The following is a 17643-nucleotide window of genomic DNA, read 5'->3' as shown; positions in this document are numbered from 1 at the left end:
GTGGCTGGCCCCGCTGGTGCCGGTGGCGCCCAACACGCGCTGGATGCTGGGCCTGTCCTTCTTCGTGCTGTTCTTCGGCATCTGGGCCGCGGTGACGCTGGGCGGCTTCGTGCCGCGCACGTTCCTGGCCGATCCGATGACGATGGCCAAAGAGGGCTATATCCTGTTCACCGAGCACAACTTCATCGGCGACATCGGCATGACCGTATGGCGCGTGGTCGGCGGCTTCGTGATGGCCGCGGTGCTGGCGGTGCCGCTGGGCATCTTCATGGGCTCGTACAAGGCGGCCGAGGCGTTCTTCGAGCCCTTCGTGTCGTTCTGCCGCTACCTGCCAGCGTCGGCCTTCATCCCGCTGCTGATCCTGTGGGCCGGCATCGGCGAGACCCAGAAGCTGCTGGTGATCTTCATCGGTTCCTTCTTCCAGATCGTTCTGATGGTGGCGGTGGCCGTCGGCGGCGCGCGCAAGGACCTGGTCGAGGCCGCCTACACGCTGGGCTCCAACAGCGCCGGCATCGTGCGGCGCGTGCTGATCCCCGGCGCCGCGCCGGAGATCGCGGAGATCCTGCGGCTGGTGCTGGGCTGGGCCTGGACCTACGTGATCGTGGCCGAGCTGATCGGCTCGTCGTCGGGCATCGGCCACATGATCACCGACAGCCAGGCGCTGCTCAATACCGGGCAGATCATCTTCGGCATCATCGTGATCGGCTGCATCGGCCTGGTCTCGGACCTTGTCTTCAAGCGCGCCAACCAGCGCCTGTTCCCGTGGAGTTCGATCCAATGAGCGCACTGTCCATCCAGCAGGTCTCGCGCACCTTCTCCAACCCGCGCGGCGGCCAGACCCTGGCGCTGCAGCCGGTCGACTTCGAGGTCCGCGACAATGACTTCGTCACCATCCTCGGGCCCTCGGGCTGCGGCAAGTCCACGCTGCTGCGCATCGTCGCGGGGCTGGATACGCCCACCAGCGGCCGCGTGCTGCTGGACGGCCAGCCGGTGTCCGCCCCCGGTGCGGACCGCGGCATGGTGTTCCAGTCGTACACGCTGTTCCCGTGGCTGACGATCGAGCAGAACGTGCGCTTCGGCTTGCGTGAGCGCGGCATGAGCGCCGCCGAGCAAAAGGAGCGCAGCGACTTCTTTATCCAGCGCGTGGGGCTGCGCGGCTTCGAGCACCATTTTCCCAAGCAGCTGTCGGGCGGCATGCAGCAGCGCACCGCGATTGCGCGCGCGCTGGCCAACGATCCCAAGATCCTGCTGCTCGACGAACCCTTCGGCGCGCTCGACAACCAGACCCGCGTGCTGATGCAGGAGTTGCTGCTGGGAATATGGGAGGCGTCGCGCAAGACGGTATTATTCGTGACCCATGATATCGACGAGGCCATTTTCATGGCCAACCGGGTGGCGGTGTTTTCTGCCAGGCCGGGTCGGATCAAGAGCGAGATCGCGGTGGATTTCCCGCATCCGCGCCATTACACCGTCAAGACCACTCCGGAGTTCTCCGCGCTCAAGGNCCGCGCTCAGGGCGCGGCTGACCGAGGAGATCCGCGCCGAGGCCATGGCCTCGGCCGAGCACTAGGCATCCAACCAACGCCATGAACCACGCCGCCGGCACCGCATCTTCCGCTTCTGCCTCTCCCACCGCGCTCTACCAGCAGGTGAAGGAGTACATCGCCCGCCAGATCCAGAGCGGCGCGTGGCAGCCGGGCGACCGGGTGCCGTCGGAGCAGGAACTGGTGAACCGCTTCGGCGTCTCGCGCATGACCGTCAACCGGGCGCTGCGCGAGCTGCAGGAGCAGGGCCGGGTGGTGCGGGTGGCCGGCGTGGGCACCTTCGTGGCGGAGCACAAGCCGCAGTCGACGCTGCTGTCCGTGGTCAACCTGCAGGACGAGATCCGCATGCGCGGGCATGACTATGCCTGCGACGTGATCCTGGTGGAGCGCGTCTCGGCATCGATCGAGGTGGCCGCCGCGCTGGAGCTGCGCACCGGCGAGTCGGTGTACCACTCGGTGTGCGTGCATCGCGAGGACGGCGTGCCGGTGCAGTTGGAGGACCGCTACGTCAACGCGCGCGTGGCGCCGGACTTCATCAGCCAGGATTTCAGCGAGACCCAGCCTGGCGAATACCTGCTGCGCCATGTGCCCTACGATCAGGTAGAGCACGTGGTCGATGCCATTGCCGCCACGCCGGAGCAGGCCGCGCAGCTGGAAATGCCGGCCACGCAACCTTGCCTGATGCTGACGCGCCGCACCTGGACCAACGGCGTGCCGGTGACTTTCGTGCGCTGCCTGCATCCGGGCAACCGCTACCGCCTCGGCAGCCGCTTCCGCGCCGACGGCAACCCCGCTTTCGGCTGAATCCACAGGATCCGGCCGCACGGTTCAACTTTTACTCTAAGCTGTATAGACAGGAACATACAAATGAGCGCCAGCCAACACGACGACCAAGCCTCCCGCCCGCTGCTGACCCTGCAGCCGGGCCAAGTCACCCTGGCCGACCTGCGCCGCATCTACCGCGGCGAGGTGCGCCTGGCCATGGCCGAATCGGCCTGGGCCGGCGTGCGTGCCGCGCAGGCCACGGTGCAGGACATCATCGACGCCGACGCCGTGGTCTACGGCATCAACACCGGCTTCGGCAAGCTGGCGCAAAGCCGCATCCCGCACGACAAGCTGGCCCAGCTGCAGCGCAACCTGGTGCTGTCGCACAGCGTCGGCACCGGCGCGGACCTGGCCGAAGACACCGTGCGCCTGATCCTGGCGATCAAGGCCGTGAGCCTGGCGCGCGGCCATTCGGGCGTGCGCCCGGAACTGATCGAGGCGCTGCTGGCGCTGGCCAACCACGGCGTGACGCCGTGCATCCCGGCCAAGGGGTCAGTGGGCGCCTCGGGCGACCTGGCGCCGCTGGCGCATATGTCGTGCACGCTGATCGGCGTGGGCGACGTGCTGGTCGACGGCAAGCGCGTGCCCGCCGCCGAAGGCCTGGCGCACGCCGGCCTGCAGGCCTTCGAGCTGGGCCCCAAGGAAGGCCTGGCGCTGCTCAACGGCACCCAGGTGTCGACCGCGCTGGCGCTGGCCGGCCTGTTCGCCGCCGAAGACGCCTTTGCCGCCGGGCTGGTGGCGGGCGCGCTGTCGCTGGAAGCGATCAAGGGCTCGGTCAAGCCGTTCGACGCCCGCATCCACGAGGCGCGCGGCCAGGTCGGCCAGATCGCCGTGGCCGGCGCCGTGCGCGCGATGCTGGACGGCAGCGAGATCGTCGATTCGCACAAGGCCTGCGGCCGCGTGCAGGACCCGTACTCGATCCGCTGCCAGCCGCAGGTGATGGGCGCGTGCCTGGACAACCTGCAGCATGCCGCGCGCATCCTGCAGATCGAGTCCAATGCCGCCTCGGACAACCCGCTGGTGTTCTCCGCGCAGGGCGACGTGGTCTCGGGCGGCAACTTCCACGCCGAGCCGGTGGCCTTTGCCGCCGACATCATCGCGCTGGCGATTGCCGAGATCGGCGCGATTTCCGAGCGCCGCCTGGCGCTGCTGCTCGATACCGGGCTGTCGGGCCTGCCGCCGTTCCTGGTGCGCGACGGCGGCCTGAACTCGGGCTTCATGATCGCGCAAGTGACCGCGGCCGCGCTGGCCTCCGAGAACAAGGCGCTGGCGCATCCGTCCAGCGTCGACAGCCTGCCGACCTCGGCCAACCAGGAAGACCATGTGTCGATGGCCACCTACGGCGCGCGTCGCCTGGGCGAGATGGCCGCCAACACCGCGGTGGTGGTCGGCATCGAGGCCATGGCCGCGGCGCAGGGCATCGAGTTCCACCGCCCGCTGAAGTCGTCGCCGCTGGTGGAGCAGGAGCTGGCCCGCATCCGTGCGCGCGTGGCCTTTGTCGAAGAGGATCGCTACCTGGCGCCGGATATCGAGGCGATGAAACAATGGGTGGTGCAGGGCGATGCCGGCGCCGGCTGGCCCGACGCCGTGCGCGCAATCCTGCCGACCAACCTGTCGTAACGCTCCCCGCACCGACACTGCCAGACCAGACCCGCAGCAGGAGAACAAGACATGAACGCCAACGAAAACCAATTCATCCAGCGCGGCCAGCGCGAAATCCGCGCCCCGCGCGGCAGCCAGCTGCACTGCAATAACTGGCTGATCGAAGCCGCCTACCGCATGATCCAGAACAACCTCGACCCGGACGTGGCCGAACGCCCGCAGGACCTGGTGGTCTACGGCGGTATTGGCAAGGCGGCGCGCAACTGGGAGTGCTTCGACGCCATCCTGGACAGCCTGCGCCGCCTGGGTGAGGACGAGTCGCTGCTGGTGCAGTCGGGCAAGCCGGTGGGCGTGTTCCGCACCCATGTCGATGCGCCGCGCGTGCTGATCGCCAACTCCAACCTGGTGCCGCACTGGGCCAACTGGGACAAGTTCAACGAGCTGGACCGCGCCGGCCTGATGATGTACGGCCAGATGACGGCGGGCTCGTGGATCTACATCGGCACGCAAGGCATCGTGCAGGGCACCTACGAGACCTTTGTCGAGGCCGGCCGCCAGCACTACAACGGCGACCTGTCGGGCAAGTGGATCCTGACCGCGGGCCTGGGCGGCATGGGCGGCGCGCAGCCGCTGGCGGGCGTGCTGGCCGGCGCCTGCGTGCTGGCGATCGAGTGCCAGGAGTCGCGCATCGATTTCCGCCTGCGCACGCGCTATGTCGACAAGAAGGCCACCACGCTCGACGAGGCGCTGGCCATGATCGCCGAGGCCACGCAGAACAAGCAGGCGATCTCGGTCGGCCTGCTCGGCAACGCCGCCGAGATCCTGCCGGAACTGGTCAAGCGCGCGCAGGCCGGCGGCATGCGCCCGGACATCGTCACCGACCAGACCTCGGCGCACGACCTGGTCAACGGCTACCTGCCGGCCGGTTGGACCGTCGCTCAATGGGAAGCGGCACGCACGCAGGATCCCAAGTCGGTGGAAGCCGCCGCGCGTCCGTCCATCGTGAAGCACGTGCAGGCCATGCTCGACTTCCAGACGATGGGCGTGCCGACGGTCGACTATGGCAACAATATCCGCCAGGTCGCGTTCGACGAGGGTGTGAAGAACGCCTTCGATTTCCCGGGCTTCGTGCCGGCCTATATCCGGCCGCTGTTCTGCCGCGGCAAGGGCCCGTTCCGCTGGGTCGCGCTGTCGGGCGATCCGGAAGACATCTACAAGACCGATGCCAAGATGAAGGAGCTGTTCCCCGAGGACAAGCACCTGCACCGCTGGCTCGACATGGCGCACGACCGTATCGCCTTCCAGGGCCTGCCCGCGCGCATCTGCTGGGTGGGTCTGGACGAACGCCACCGCGCCGGCCTGGCCTTCAACGAGATGGTCAAGTCGGGCGAGCTGAAGGCGCCGGTGGTGATCGGCCGCGATCACCTGGACTGCGGCTCGGTGGCCTCGCCCAACCGCGAGACCGAGGCCATGCGTGACGGCTCGGATGCGGTGTCGGACTGGCCGCTGCTCAACGCGCTGCTGAACACCGCGGGCGGCGCCACCTGGGTCAGCCTGCACCATGGCGGCGGCGTCGGCATGGGCTTCTCGCAGCATTCGGGCGTGGTGATCGTGTGCGACGGCACCGATGCCGCGGCCAGGCGCATCGAGCGCGTGCTGTGGAACGACCCGGCCACCGGCGTGATGCGCCATGCGGACGCGGGCTATGACATCGCCATCGAATGCGCGCACGAGAAGGGCCTGAACCTGCCGATGGTGAAGGGCGCATGAGCCTGACGCTATTTCAACGGTTCGCGCTGGCCGAGATCGCGCCCACGCGCTGGAAGAACGGCGGCGGCAACACGCGTGAGATCGCGGTGTGGCCGGCCGGCGCCGGCATGGATGACTTCGTGTGGCGACTGAGCGTGGCCGATATCGGGCAGGACGGGCCATTCTCGGCGTTTCCCGGCATCGATCGCCAGATCGTGCTGCTGGAGGGCGCCGGCGTCACGCTGCGTGCCGACGACGCCAGCTTCAGCCACCGCCTTGAACATATCGGTGAGCCGTTCGCCTTCTCCGGCGATACCAGCCTGCAGGCGACGCTGATCGACGGCGTCACGCGCGACTTCAACGTGATGACGCGGCGCGGCCACTGCCGCGCGCGCGTCGAGGTGTTCCGGCAGGGGTTTGCGCCTGGCACCGGCGGCCATGCCGTCTGCCTGCTGGCCGTCAGCGGCGCATGGCAGGCGCAGGATGCCGGCCTGCTGCTGCAAGCGGGCGAAGGAGCGCTGTACGGCGCTGCGGAACCCCCATCCACGCCATCGTTTGAACCTGTGGGTGACGCGGCCCTGTGCCTGTGCGTCACCCTTGAGACGGAGCCCAGTCAATGACGCTGACCTCTCGATCCTCAACCTTGTCCGCGCCCAGCGCGGACGGCGTCTGGCACAACTGCCACCTGCTGCCCGATGCCGATCCGGCACATGCGATCCGCGACGCCGCGCTGGTGGTGGAGCATGGGCGTATCGCCTGGCTGGGCGCCGCCGCGGATCTGCCGGATGCCCATCGCGGCGCGGCGCACCATGATGCCCACGGGGCATGGATCACGCCCGGGCTGGTCGACTGCCATACGCACCTGGTCTACGGCGGCCAGCGCGCCGACGAGTTCGCGATGCGGCTGGCCGGCGCCGGCTACGAAGAGATAGCGCGCGCCGGCGGCGGCATCGTCTCCACCGTGCGCGCCACGCGTGCCGCGGATGAAGACACGCTGTTTGCCCAGGCCGCCGCGCGCCTGCAGCCGCTGCTGGCCGAGGGCGTCACCGCCATCGAGATCAAGTCGGGCTACGGGCTGAACCTTGAAGCCGAGCGCAAGCAGCTGCGCGTGGCGCGCCGGCTTGGCGAGCACTTCGGGATTTCGGTCTACACGACCTTCCTGGGCGCGCACGCGTTGCCGCCGGAATACGCGGGCCGTGCCGACGACTACATCGACCTGGTCTGCAACACCATGCTGCCGGCACTGGCCGGGGAAGGACTGGTCGACGCCGTCGATGCCTTCTGCGAATCGATCGGCTTTTCGATCGCACAGACCGAGCGCGTGTTCGAGGCGGCGGCACGCCATGGCGTGCGCGTCAAGCTGCATGCCGAGCAACTGAGCAACCTCGGCGGCGCCGCGCTCGCCGCTCGCCACCGCGCCTTGTCCGCCGATCACCTCGAGCATCTCGACGAGGCCGGCGTCGCGGCGATGGCAGAGGCCGGCACGGTGGCGGTGCTGCTGCCCGGCGCCTACTATTTCCTGCGCGACACCAACCTGCCGCCGATCGCGCTGCTGCGCGAGTACGGCGTGCCGATGGCAATCTCGACCGATCACAATCCGGGTACGTCGCCGGTCACTTCGCTGCTGCTGATGATGAATATGGCCTGCACGCTGTTCCACCTGACCGTGCCGGAAGCGCTTGCCGGCGTGACCGTGCACGCCGCGCGTGCGCTGGGCGCACCGGATCGCCACGGCCGGCTGGAAGCCGGGCGCGTGGCCGACTTCGCGCTGTGGCGCATCGATTCGCCCGCCGAGCTGGCCTACTGGTTCGGCCGCAATCCGGTGGCGACGGTGGTGCGGCAAGGGCGTGTGCATGCGCACGAAGGAGCCTCGGCATGAGTGGCTCGCAACTCTTCGCTCCCTTTGCGCTGCTGCCAACCGGCTGGGCGCGCGATGTGCTGCTGGCCTGGGATGAGCAGGGCCGCTTCACCACCGTGCAGACCGGCGTACAGCCGGCCGCAGGCGTGCCGCATGCGGCCGGCCCGGTGCTGCCCGGCATGCCCAACCTGCACTCGCATGCGTTCCAGCGCGGCTTTGCCGGCCTGACGGAATTCCGCAGCCGCCCGCAGGGCGACGATGCGGCCGGAGCCGATTCATTCTGGAGCTGGCGCACGCTGATGTACCGCTTCGCGCAGCGGCTCTCACCCGACACGCTGGAGGCCATCGCCACCCAGCTTTATATCGAGATGCTGCGTGCGGGCTACACCAGCGTGTGCGAGTTCCACTACGTCCATCACGATGCCGGCGGCACGCCCTATGCCGATGCCGCCGAGATGTCGCTGCGCCTGCTGCGCGCGGCCCAGCGCACCGGCATCGGCATGACGCTGCTGCCGGTGCTGTACCAGACCGCCGGCTTTGGCGGCAAGCCGCCGCTGGCCGAGCAGCGCCGTTTCCTGCACGACACCGACGCGATGCTGCGGCTGCTGGAACGGCTGGCCCCCGCGTGCGCGCAGTCCGGCGCGCGGCTGGGGCTGGCACCGCACTCGCTGCGCGCGGTGCCGGAGGAAAGCCTCGCGCACGCACTGGCTGGACTGCAGGCGATCGACCCGCAGGCGCCCATCCATATCCATATCGCCGAGCAGCAGAAAGAGGTCGACGATTGCATCGCGTGGTCGGGCACGCGCCCGGTGACCTGGCTGTTCGACCATGTACAGGTCGACGCGCGCTGGTGCCTGGTGCACGCCACCCATATGGACTGGGACGAGCGCCGGCGCCTGGCGCACAGCGGCGCGGTGGCCGGCATCTGCCCGACCACCGAGGCCAACCTGGGCGACGGCGTGTTCGAGGCCGCACCCTACCTGGCGCAGCAGGGCGCATGGGGCGTCGGCTCCGACAGCCATGCCAGCGTCAGCGTGGCCGAGGAGCTGCGCTTGTTCGAATACGGCCAGCGGCTCGGCCTGCAGCGGCGCAACGTGCTGGCTTCCGACACGCATGCACAGGTGGCTGACCGGCTGTACCTCGAAGCCGTGGCCGGTGGCACGCGTGCCAGCGGCCGTGCCGTGGCGGGGCTTGTGCCAGGCCAGCAGGCCGATTTCGTGGTATTGGATGGCGCGCATCCGACGCTGGCGGGCCTCGACGGGCCGCAGGCGCTGGCCACCCATGTGTTTGCCTGCCACGGTCATGAGACACTAGCGGATGTCCGCACCGCCGGACGCAGCCGCGTGCAGCATGGCGCGCATCCGCTGCAGGCGGATGCGGGGCGCCTGTTCATCGCGGCGCGCGCCAGCCTGCTGGCCGACTGAAACCGGGCGCACGCCCACTGCATCGCAAAGACAATGTCCTTCTCCACCGATACCCCCGCCTTCACCCTGCACCGCGGCACGCGCCCGTTGCTGGTATCGATGCCGCACGTCGGCACGCACCTGCCGGCTTCGGTCTCGCAGCGCCTGACGGCCGAAGCGCGCACCGTGCCCGACACCGACTGGCACCTGGAACGCCTCTACAGCTTCGCCCGCGAGCTGGGCGCGTCGGTGCTGGTGGCCACGCATTCGCGCTACGTGGTCGACCTGAACCGCCCGCCCGACAACGCCAACCTGTATCCCGGCCAGGACACCACGGGCCTGTGCCCGGTCGACACCTTCGACAAGACGCCGCTGTACGCCGACGGCAACGGCCCCGACGATGCGGAAATCGCCGCGCGCCGCGATGCGATCTGGCGCCCGTACCACCAGGCGCTGGCCGTGGAACTGGCCCGCCTGAAGGCGGAGCACGGCACCGTCGCGCTGTGGGATGCGCATTCGATCCGCTCGGTGCTGCCGCGCTTCTTCGAAGGCAGGCTGCCTGACTTCAACCTCGGCACGGCCAACGGCGAGAGCTGCGACGCGTCGCTTGCGGATCAGTTGCTCGAGCAGGCTGGCGCGGTGGCCGGCCATAGCGCGGTGCTCAACGGGCGCTTCAAGGGCGGCTATATCACGCGTCAATACGGCAAGCCGCAAGATGGCGTGCATGCGGTGCAGCTCGAGCTGTCGCAGGTCGCCTACATGAGCGAGACGTATCCGTTCGCCTACGACGAGGCGCGTGCGGCGGCATTGCAGCCGGCTTTGCGTGGGATGCTGGCGACGGTGCTGGAGTTCGTCGAGACGCGCTAAAGCGCTGGCGCGGCACGACGGCTGCCGTGCGGCGCTACCAGCTCACGTCAGGCGCTGACCGAGCCGCAGGCGGTAGAGCGAAGTGCTGGCGGCGATGAACAACGCATTGCCCTCGGCGCCGCCGAAGGCGAAGTTGCCGACCTTCTCCGGCACGGGAATATGCGCCAGCCGGGTCCCGTCCGGATGGAAGACCTGCACGCCGCTGGCGCTGCTGGTAAAGAGCCAGCCGCGCCGGTCGACGCGGAATCCGTCCGGCAGTCCGGGCGCGATGACGGCGAAGACCCGCGGGTTGGCCAGCACACGCCCCGCAACGACGTCGAAGGCGACGATATGGTGATGGCCATCGTCGCGCAATGCCGCCGAGGTATCTGAGACATAGAGCCTGTTTTCATCGGGAGAGAATGCCAGCCCGTTCGGCTCTTCGACAAAGTCCGTGGCGACTTCCAGCGCTCCGACGGCGGGATCGTAGCGAAACACATAGTTGTGCCGCAGCTCGGGATCGGCCCGGTGGCCTTCGCGGTCCGACAGGATTCCATACGGCGGATCGGTGAACCACAAGGTGCCATCGCGCCTGACCACGATGTCATTGGGCGAATTCAGGCGCCGCCCCTGATAGTGGCTGACGACCAGTTCGTCTTCGCACCAGCGGTCACCGCTGCGGCGCGTCCGCACGATGGCCCGCTGTCCGTGCGAGCAATGCAGCAGCGAGCCATCGGCCTCCAGTGCGTGGCCGTTGGTGAACTCCGCTCCCGTACGCCAGACCGACATGCCATCCGCGGCGCTCCAGCGCAGGACTATGGGTGCGGGGCGAGCGCAGGCGGGGCATGTCCATGGCGCGGTAGCGTGTCCTTGGGGCATGAAGGTGATCACGGCAATCACGGTGACGGCGCGCGCACCGCTGCTGGCGGGTGCAGCGTTGGCGCCGCGGGTCGCGCATGCAGGGGCGCGACCGCATCAACCGTGCGAATGCAGCGTGAGGCATTATCCCCGCCGGTTTCCGGCCAGCGTAGTGAAAGCTTTTGTCGGCGAATTAAGCGCAGTCAACACACCGCGCGCATGGCGGCGCGAGTGTGGAACCGGTGTCGGGAGCGGTGCGCGAGGGAAGTGAAGCGGGGCAGTCGGGAGGGAGGTGCCGCCTCACCCGAACGGGTGCGGCGGCAAGGGCAAATGCGCCGCTGTCAGCGCCCGCCGGCCAGGCGGGCTTCGATATGCTTGGCGCGCTCCAGCGATCCCGGGTGCGAGCTGAGCATGCTCGACTGTCCGCCATCGAGGGTCGACATCTTGCGGAACGCCGACGCCAGGGCCTGGCGGTTGGCGCCGTTTTTGGTCAGCAGGTCGAACGAATAGTCGTCGGCCGCGGTTTCCTGCCGTTGTGAGAATTGCGCATTGACGAACTGCTCGGCGAGCGCGCCGATCTGCGACGACGACAGCGCCGTCAGCGAAGCCACGCCAGTCGACCCCAGCAGCCCGCGTGCCGCCGCCGTGGTGTAGGCCACCTGCATCGCGGCCTTGGTATGGCCCAGCGACACATGGCCGATCTCATGGCCCACCACGCCACGCACTTCATCGTCGCTGAGCAGGTCCATCAGGCCGCTGTAGACCCGCACGCAACCGTTGGCCATGGCCCAGGCATTGACGTCCTTGGTCACATACACCTTGGCATTGAGTGGCAGCCCGGTGTTGCCCAGCCCGCTCATCACATTGGCCAGGCGCTTGGCGTAGGTGCTGTCCGCCGGCGCGATGGTGTTCTTCTGGTCCATTTCCGCGCATGACTGGTCGGACAGCGTCTTGACGTTGCTGTCCGATAGCGTGGCGGCGGTAAAGAGGCTGCCGCCGGCCTGCGTCAGGCTTTCCATATTGGCGCCGGCACAGCCGGCCAGCAGCGCGGAACAGGCGAGGGCGGAAAGGGCGAGTCGCTTCATGGTTCGCTCCGGGAACGGGGGTTGGCAATGCCATAGGATAGGAAGCCGGGCGAGGGCGCGCCAGTGGGCGCTGTCCGACAGGCGCTCAGGCAAAGTGGCTGGCAGGGCACGTCCGAGGCCAGGAGGCGTGCGCCGACCCGCGGCCGGGATGGCACCACGGAGGCAATGCTGGGAACAAGTCGGGAAGAAGCTGATGGTGCCCGGGGTCGGACTCGAACCGACACGCCTTGCGGCGGGGGATTTTGAGTCCCCTGCGTCTACCTGTTTCACCACCCGGGCAGGGTGTAGGGCACCGGAACCGGTACCTTGCTGAGCCGGCGATTATGCCGGAAATCCCGTCGTCGGACAACCGGCGCGGGGCCGCGCAAATCCGGTAGCATGGCGCCCAGCCTCTCACACGCCCATCGTCCCGATCACTCCCGAACCGCCATGACCGACCAAGCTTCGCTGGCGCGCCTCGCCAGCCTGCCTTCGCAGGACCCCGGCTTCTACGACCGGGAATACAACAACCGTGCCAATGTGCCGGACAACGCCGTGCATATGGCGCGCTGGGCGCAGTGGTCCGCCGGGGTGCGCGCACGCAGCCCTTATCTGGCGGACCTGAGCTACGCCGGCGAGGACTCGCGCCATGCGCAAGGAGAGACGCTGGACTACTTCCCCGCGCAGCGGGCCAACGGGGCGCTGCCGCCGCTGCTGGTGTTCGTGCACGGCGGCTACTACCGGGCGCTGGACAAGCACGACCACAGCTTTGTTGCCAGCGCGCTGCCGGCGCTGGGGGTGGCGGTGGCGGTGGTGAACTACACGCTGGTGCCCGCGGTGACGGTGCCGGAGATCGTGCGGCAGGTATTGCGCAGCGTCGCCTGGCTGTACCGGCAGGCGGACCGGCTGGGCCATGATCCGGACAAGCTCTTCCTGGCGGGGCATTCCGTCGGCGGCCACCTGGTGGCGATGCTGATGGCCGCGCGCTGGCCGAAGCTGGGTGCGGACCTGCCGGTTGACCTGGTCAAGGGCGGGCTGTCGGTCAGCGGGCTGTACGACATGGAGCCGCTGCGGCGCGCGGCCTTCCTGCAGCGCGACCTGCGGTTCTCGGAGGACGATGTCGCGCGGCTGTCGCCCGCGTATATGCCGCCGGCCAGCGGTGCCCCGCTGGCGATCGCGGTGGGGGAACTCGAGGCCGCCGAATACCACCGCCAGCACGCGCTGATCCGCGCGGCGTGGCCGGCCAAGGTGGCGCATCCGGCCGCGAGCGACCTGGTGCTGCCGGACTGCCATCACTTCAATGTGCTGGACAGCTTTGCCAGCCCGGACGGTGCCCTGACGCGCGCGGTGCTGCGGCTGATGGAGCGCTGAGCGCGCACCGGGCGCAAGGGCGTCAGCCCTCCAGCACGCGCAGCAGCGACGAGGTGTCGTCCTTGCCCCAGCCGTTGGCCATCAGCGTGCGCAGCTGCGCCGAGGTGGCCTGCATCGCGGGCAGGTCCAGGCCGATTTCTTCGGCGATATCGCGCGCCAGCCCGAAGTCCTTGTCGTGCAGCCGCGCCTCGATGCCGGCGGCGAAGTTGCGCGCCACCATCTTGGGGCCCATCAGGTCGAGCATGCGGCTGCCGGCCATGCCGGTCGCCATGGCCTCGAACACGCGGCCGGTGTCGACATTCTGCGCGGCGGCAAAACGCATGGCCTCGGCAATGCCTTCGATATTGACCACCTGCGCGATCTGGTTGCACAGCTTGGCAACCTGGCCCGCGCCGTGGTCGCCGATATGGGTGATGGTCTTGCCCAACTGCTGCAGCAGCGGGCGCACGCGCTCCAGCATCTCGGGCTTGCCGCCGACCATGATGGTCAGCGTGCCCGCCTCGGCGCCCATGGTGCCGCCCGAGACCGGGCAGTCCAGCGCCTCGATGCCGCGCGCGGCCAGCGCCGCGGCGATCTCGCGCGTGACGATCGGCGAGATGGTGCTGTGGTCCACGCAGATGGTGCCCGGCGCCGCGCCGTGGACCACGCCCTGCTCGCCCAGCAGCACTTCGCGCACGTCTTCGGACGAGGTCACGTTGGTGAAGACGACGCTGGCGCCGCGCGCCGCTTCAGCCGGGGTGAAGAACGGTTCCGCCCCCAGCGCGCGCGCGGCCTCGGCCGCTTCCGGGCGGCGCACGAAGGCGCGCACGGTGTGGCCGGCCGCCAGCAGGTGGCGGACCATGTGCGAGCCCATGGCGCCCAGGCCGATGAAAGCGACGGTGGTGGGGGTGTGGCTGGTGCTCATGTCGATGCTTCCTTTCGTATTGCAGCGGGCTTACTTCTCGCCCGCGTAGGCAAACTTGCCGTTGCGGATCACCCCCATCACGCGCGAACGCTGGTCGAAGCCCTGGTGGTCCTTCGGGTTCAGGTTCATCACGCCGTTGGGGATGGTGAGATTGGTGGTGGCTTCCAGCGCGTCGCGCATGGCGGCGCGGAAGTCGCGCGTGCCGGGCTGGGCGCCGGTCTTCAGCGCGCGGCGGGCGGCGTCGTCCAGCAGCATCCACGCGCCCCAGGCGTCGCCGGCAAACTGCGTGACGCTGTCGGCGCCGTACTTGCTTTCGTAGCGGTTGACGAAGTCCAGCGCCACCTTGCGCACCGGGTGGCTCTCGGGCAGCTGGCGCGCGACCACCACCGGCCCGGTCGGGAACAGCGTGCCTTCCACATCCTTGCCGCCCATGCGCAGGAAGTCCCAGGTGGCGATGCCGTGGGTCTGGTAGACCTTGCCCTTGTAGCCGCGCTCGCCCAGCGTTTTCTGCGGCAGTACGGACGGCGTGCCGGCGCCGGCGATCAGGATCGCGTCCGGGTTGGCCGCCATCAGCTTGAGCACCTGCCCGGTCACCGAGGTGTCGTTGCGCGAGAAGCGCTCGTTGGCGACCACCTTGATCTTGCGCACCTCGGCCAGCTTCGAGAACTCGCGCCACCAGCTCTCGCCGTAGGCGTCGGCAAAGCCGATAAAGCCGACGGTCCTGACGCCGTGGTTGCTCATGTACTCGGTCAGCACGGTCGCCATGTGCGAGTCGTTCTGCGGCATCTTGAAGGCCCAGCGGCGCTTGGCGTCGGTCTGCGGCTCGACAATGGAGGCCGAGGCGGCCAGTGCCACCATCGGAGTCTCGCCCTCGGCCACGGCGTCGAGCGCGGCGATGGCGGTGGGGGTGATGTTGGGGCCGACGATCACGTCGACCTTTTCCTCGGAGATCAGCTTGCGCACGTTGCGCACCGCCGCGGCCGGGTCGGTGCCGTCGTCCAGGATCACGTAGTGCGCCTTCTGGCCGCCCAGCGTCTGCGGCCACATCAGCACGGTGTTCTTGGAGGGGATGCCGATCGAGGCCGCCGGCCCGGTGGTGGACACATCGATGCCGACGCGGATGTCGGCATGCGCGGCGGCGCTGGTGAAGAGCAGGGCGCCGGCCAGCAGCAGGGGGCGCAGGGGCAGTGTCAGCATGGTCTCCTCCGTTCTTATATGTGACGGGAAGGATAGCCGAACTCGGCCGCGGCGGGGCACGCCTGCGCCCCGCCGCGGCCGTGCTGGTCAGCGCACGCCCAGGCGCCAGAGCGTGGTCACTTCGGCGGAACGCGCCGCATGCAGCGGGTCGGCGGCATCCGTTGCGCGCGGGTGGCGCGGGCGGATATCGGAGCGGCCCAGCACCTTCAGCCCGGCGGCCTCGATCCAGCCCGTCAGTTCCTCGCGCGGGCGCAGGCCGAGATGCTCGGCCAGGTCCGACAGCAGCAGCCAGCCTTCGCCGCCCGGCGCCAGGTGGTCGGCCAGGCCCTGCAGGAAGCCGCGCAGCATGGCGCTGTCGGGGTCGTAGACCGCACGCTCGACCGGCGAGCTGGGCCGGGCCGGCACCCAGGGCGGGTTGCACACCACCAGCGGCGCCCGGCCTTCAGGGAACAGGTCGGCCTCGACGATCTCGACCTCCCGGGCGTAGCCAAGCTGCGCGATGTTCTCGCGCGCGCAGGCCAGCGCACGCGGGTCCTGGTCGGTGGCGACCACGCGCTGCACGCCGCGGCGGGCCAGCACCGCGGCCAGCACGCCGGTGCCGGTGCCGATATCGAAGGCGAGGGTCCTGGCCGGCAGCGGCTCGGCCGCGACCAGGTCGACATACTCGCCGCGCACCGGCGAGAACACGCCGTACCAGGGGTGGATGCGGTCTTCCAGCGCCGGGATCTCCACGCCCTTCTTGCGCCATTCATAGGCGCCGATCATGCCCAGCAGCTCGCGCATCGATGCCACGTAGGGCTCGCTGGCCGGGCCGTAGACCTGTTCGCAGGCGTCGCGCACATCCGGTGCGCGGCGCAGCGGCACTTCGTGGCTGGCCTCGAACGGCAGCAGCAGCATGCCCAGCGTGCGGGCGCGCTGCGATTGGGCCAGCCGGTGCAGGTTGAAAGCCTCGGTTGGCGAAGCGGCCCCGCCCTTGGCCTTGTCCTTGGCTTTCTGGCCGGGGCGGCTGGCCTTCTTGGGCTTGCGCTCGGTGCGGCGGGCCAGCGCGTGCAGCAGCTGGCGCGCGTTCTGGAAGTCGCCGCGCCACAGCAGCGCGGTGCCCTCGCAGGCCAGGCGGTAGGCGGTGTCGGCGCTGGTGGTGTCGTCGGCGATGACCACGCGGCGCGGCGGCGGCAGGCCGGCTTCAGAGCGCCAGGCGGCGCTGCGCTCGACGCCGTCCTCAGTCCAGTGAATGCGGGGCAGGTCGCTCACAGGGCCTCCGGCCGGCAGGGCGTGATGGGCAGCAGATGCATGGTTGGGTTTGCTTCTTATATAGAGAGAGGGGCGGCGGGCCGTCCTCAGAGTTCGTAGGCTTCGTGTTCGCCGGACATGGCCTGCTCAACCAGCTTGCGGTTGAGCGTCGGCGAGAACAGCTCGATGAAGGTGTAGACAAAGCTGCGCAGGTAGGCACCCTGCTTGACGGCCAGGTGGGTCACGTTGCTGCCGAACAGGTGGCCGGCCGAAATGCCGCGCAGGTTGCGGTCGCGCTCGGCATCATAGGCGACGCCGGCGACGATGCCCACGCCCAGCCCGATCTCCACGTACGTCTTGATCACGTCGGCGTCGATGGCCTCCAGCACGATGTCCGGCTCCAGGTGGCGCAGCGCGAAGGCCTTGTCGATCTTGGTCCGGCCGGCAAAGTTGGCATCGTAGGTGATCAGCGGGTAGCCCATCAGGTCTTCCAGCGCCAGGTGCTTCTTGTCCAGCAGCGGATGCTCGGGTGGCGTAATCACCATATGGGTCCACTGGTAGCCCGGCAGCGACACCAGGTTCTTGTCGCTGGAGATGCCCTCCGTGGCGATGCCGATATCGGCCTGGTCATGCAGCAGCATGTCGGCGATCTGCGCCGGGTTGCCCTGCTGGATCGACAGCCGCACCTTGGGGTAGCGCTTGGTGAACTCGCTGATCACCCGTGGCAGGGCGTAGCGCGCCTGGGTGTGGGTGGTGGCGATGGTGAAGTTGCCCTGGTCCTGTGCCGCATAGTCCATGCCGACGCGCTTCAGGCTTTCCACCTCCTGCAGGATCTTCTCGACCGAGCTCAGGATGCGGCGGCCCGGCTCGGTCAGGCTGCGGATGCGCTTGCCGTGGCGGGTAAAGATATCGACGCCCAGCTCTTCTTCCAGCTCGATGATGGCCTTGGATACACCTGGTTGTGACGTGTAGAGCGCTTTTGCGGCCTCAGTCAGGTTGTAGTTCTGCCGGACGGCCTCACGCACGAAGCGAAACTGGTGCAGGTTCATATATCTGGGTTCGTATAAACAAACAACTTCTTATTAGTTTGAGGTATGAGGCCAGTTTATTACGATTCTCGAACTTTGTTAATTAATGGCCAGCCCTCAGTGCGTCCTCTCGCAGCAGCCACTTTGTGATGCGAGACCCACGG

At 68.6% G+C, this 17643-nt stretch carries 14 protein-coding genes, 1 tRNA gene and 2 pseudogenes; 10 read left to right on the top strand and 7 right to left on the bottom strand.

Annotated features, from left to right (window positions below; translation table 11 throughout):
* The 9 genes and pseudogenes from CF68_RS23895 to hutG all read left to right on the top strand — a co-directional run.
* Positions 1 to 781: ABC transporter permease (locus CF68_RS23895; RefSeq protein ID WP_035823594.1), on the top strand; the 781-nt coding region annotated here is incomplete at its 5' end.
* Positions 778 to 1570: pseudogene (locus tag CF68_RS23890) on the top strand (ABC transporter ATP-binding protein). The gene CF68_RS23895 and the pseudogene CF68_RS23890, both read left to right, overlap by 4 nt.
* 16 nt (positions 1571 to 1586) lie before the next feature.
* On the top strand, positions 1587 to 2348 hold the full coding sequence (hutC, locus tag CF68_RS23885; RefSeq protein WP_035823592.1) for a histidine utilization repressor: 762 nt from the start codon (positions 1587 to 1589) through the stop codon (positions 2346 to 2348).
* A gap of 63 nt (positions 2349 to 2411) precedes the next feature.
* Positions 2412 to 3989, top strand: a complete 1578-nt coding sequence (hutH, locus tag CF68_RS23880) for a histidine ammonia-lyase (protein ID WP_035823590.1) — start codon at positions 2412 to 2414, stop codon at positions 3987 to 3989.
* 51 nt (positions 3990 to 4040) lie between these two features.
* The gene (hutU, locus tag CF68_RS23875; RefSeq protein ID WP_051591650.1) at positions 4041 to 5741 is read left to right on the top strand and encodes a urocanate hydratase; all 1701 of its coding nucleotides are present in this window, start codon (positions 4041 to 4043) and stop codon (positions 5739 to 5741) included.
* A complete protein-coding gene (locus tag CF68_RS23870) occupies positions 5738 to 6340 on the top strand; it encodes a HutD family protein (protein WP_035823588.1) in 603 nt (200 codons plus the stop codon). Before hutU ends, CF68_RS23870 begins: the two co-directional genes overlap by 4 nt.
* Positions 6337 to 7599 carry an imidazolonepropionase gene (hutI, locus tag CF68_RS23865; protein ID WP_035823586.1) on the top strand — a complete coding sequence of 421 codons (1263 nt, stop codon included), beginning with the start codon at positions 6337 to 6339 and terminating at the stop codon, positions 7597 to 7599. The genes CF68_RS23870 and hutI overlap by 4 nt, the downstream gene beginning before the upstream one ends.
* Positions 7596 to 9002, top strand: coding sequence for a formimidoylglutamate deiminase (locus CF68_RS23860; protein WP_035823584.1), 1407 nt, complete (start codon positions 7596 to 7598; stop codon positions 9000 to 9002). The genes hutI and CF68_RS23860 overlap by 4 nt, the downstream gene beginning before the upstream one ends.
* A gap of 33 nt (positions 9003 to 9035) precedes the next feature.
* The gene (gene hutG / locus CF68_RS23855) at positions 9036 to 9848 is read left to right on the top strand and encodes an N-formylglutamate deformylase (RefSeq protein ID WP_035823583.1); all 813 of its coding nucleotides are present in this window, start codon (positions 9036 to 9038) and stop codon (positions 9846 to 9848) included.
* Between the two features lie 42 nt (positions 9849 to 9890).
* Here hutG and CF68_RS23850 read toward each other — a convergent pair.
* From CF68_RS23850 to CF68_RS23840, 3 genes and pseudogenes are all read right to left on the bottom strand, one after another.
* Positions 9891 to 10643 (bottom strand): annotated as a pseudogene (locus tag CF68_RS23850) (SMP-30/gluconolactonase/LRE family protein); the annotation flags it as partial.
* A gap of 383 nt (positions 10644 to 11026) precedes the next feature.
* The gene (locus CF68_RS23845; protein ID WP_035823580.1) at positions 11027 to 11770 is read right to left on the bottom strand and encodes a M48 family metallopeptidase; all 744 of its coding nucleotides are present in this window, start codon (positions 11768 to 11770) and stop codon (positions 11027 to 11029) included.
* Positions 11771 to 11964: 194 nt separating this feature from the next.
* Positions 11965 to 12049, bottom strand: a tRNA-Leu gene (locus tag CF68_RS23840).
* A gap of 150 nt (positions 12050 to 12199) precedes the next feature.
* Here CF68_RS23840 and CF68_RS23835 point away from each other — a divergent pair.
* Positions 12200 to 13120 (top strand): alpha/beta hydrolase, encoded by a 921-nt coding sequence (locus CF68_RS23835; RefSeq protein ID WP_035823579.1) that lies wholly within the window; start codon positions 12200 to 12202, stop codon positions 13118 to 13120.
* 22 nt (positions 13121 to 13142) lie between these two features.
* Here CF68_RS23835 and CF68_RS23830 read toward each other — a convergent pair whose 3' ends face one another.
* From CF68_RS23830 to CF68_RS23815, 4 genes are all read right to left on the bottom strand, one after another.
* A complete protein-coding gene (locus tag CF68_RS23830) occupies positions 13143 to 14024 on the bottom strand; it encodes an NAD(P)-dependent oxidoreductase (RefSeq protein WP_035823577.1) in 882 nt (293 codons plus the stop codon).
* A 30-nt stretch (positions 14025 to 14054) separates the two neighbouring features.
* Complete coding sequence (locus CF68_RS23825) at positions 14055 to 15221, bottom strand: ABC transporter substrate-binding protein (protein WP_035823575.1); 1167 nt, start codon at positions 15219 to 15221, stop codon at positions 14055 to 14057.
* Positions 15222 to 15308: 87 nt separating this feature from the next.
* Entirely contained in the window at positions 15309 to 16472 is a 1164-nt protein-coding gene (locus CF68_RS23820) for a class I SAM-dependent methyltransferase (RefSeq protein WP_035823573.1), read from the bottom strand.
* A gap of 86 nt (positions 16473 to 16558) precedes the next feature.
* Complete coding sequence (locus tag CF68_RS23815; RefSeq protein ID WP_035823571.1) at positions 16559 to 17500, bottom strand: CysB family HTH-type transcriptional regulator; 942 nt, start codon at positions 17498 to 17500, stop codon at positions 16559 to 16561.
* Between the last annotated feature and the right edge of the window lie 143 nt (positions 17501 to 17643).

Source organism: Cupriavidus sp. SK-4 (genome assembly GCF_000611125.1).
Classification (GTDB): Bacteria; Pseudomonadota; Gammaproteobacteria; order Burkholderiales; family Burkholderiaceae; genus Cupriavidus; species Cupriavidus necator.
Note: the sequence above shows the minus strand (reverse complement) of the source record. Positions and strands in the feature narration are given on the sequence as shown.

Coding starts and splice junctions, on each gene's coding strand:
- hutC (WP_035823592.1), top strand. CDS start 1,587: ATGAACCACGCCGCCGGCACCGCATCTTCCGCTTCTGCCTCTCCCACC.
- hutH (WP_035823590.1), top strand. CDS start 2,412: ATGAGCGCCAGCCAACACGACGACCAAGCCTCCCGCCCGCTGCTGACC.
- hutU (WP_051591650.1), top strand. CDS start 4,041: ATGAACGCCAACGAAAACCAATTCATCCAGCGCGGCCAGCGCGAAATC.
- CF68_RS23870 (WP_035823588.1), top strand. CDS start 5,738: ATGAGCCTGACGCTATTTCAACGGTTCGCGCTGGCCGAGATCGCGCCC.
- hutI (WP_035823586.1), top strand. CDS start 6,337: ATGACGCTGACCTCTCGATCCTCAACCTTGTCCGCGCCCAGCGCGGAC.
- CF68_RS23860 (WP_035823584.1), top strand. CDS start 7,596: ATGAGTGGCTCGCAACTCTTCGCTCCCTTTGCGCTGCTGCCAACCGGC.
- hutG (WP_035823583.1), top strand. CDS start 9,036: ATGTCCTTCTCCACCGATACCCCCGCCTTCACCCTGCACCGCGGCACG.
- CF68_RS23845 (WP_035823580.1), bottom strand. CDS start 11,770: ATGAAGCGACTCGCCCTTTCCGCCCTCGCCTGTTCCGCGCTGCTGGCC.
- CF68_RS23835 (WP_035823579.1), top strand. CDS start 12,200: ATGACCGACCAAGCTTCGCTGGCGCGCCTCGCCAGCCTGCCTTCGCAG.
- CF68_RS23830 (WP_035823577.1), bottom strand. CDS start 14,024: ATGAGCACCAGCCACACCCCCACCACCGTCGCTTTCATCGGCCTGGGC.
- CF68_RS23825 (WP_035823575.1), bottom strand. CDS start 15,221: ATGCTGACACTGCCCCTGCGCCCCCTGCTGCTGGCCGGCGCCCTGCTC.
- CF68_RS23815 (WP_035823571.1), bottom strand. CDS start 17,500: ATGAACCTGCACCAGTTTCGCTTCGTGCGTGAGGCCGTCCGGCAGAAC.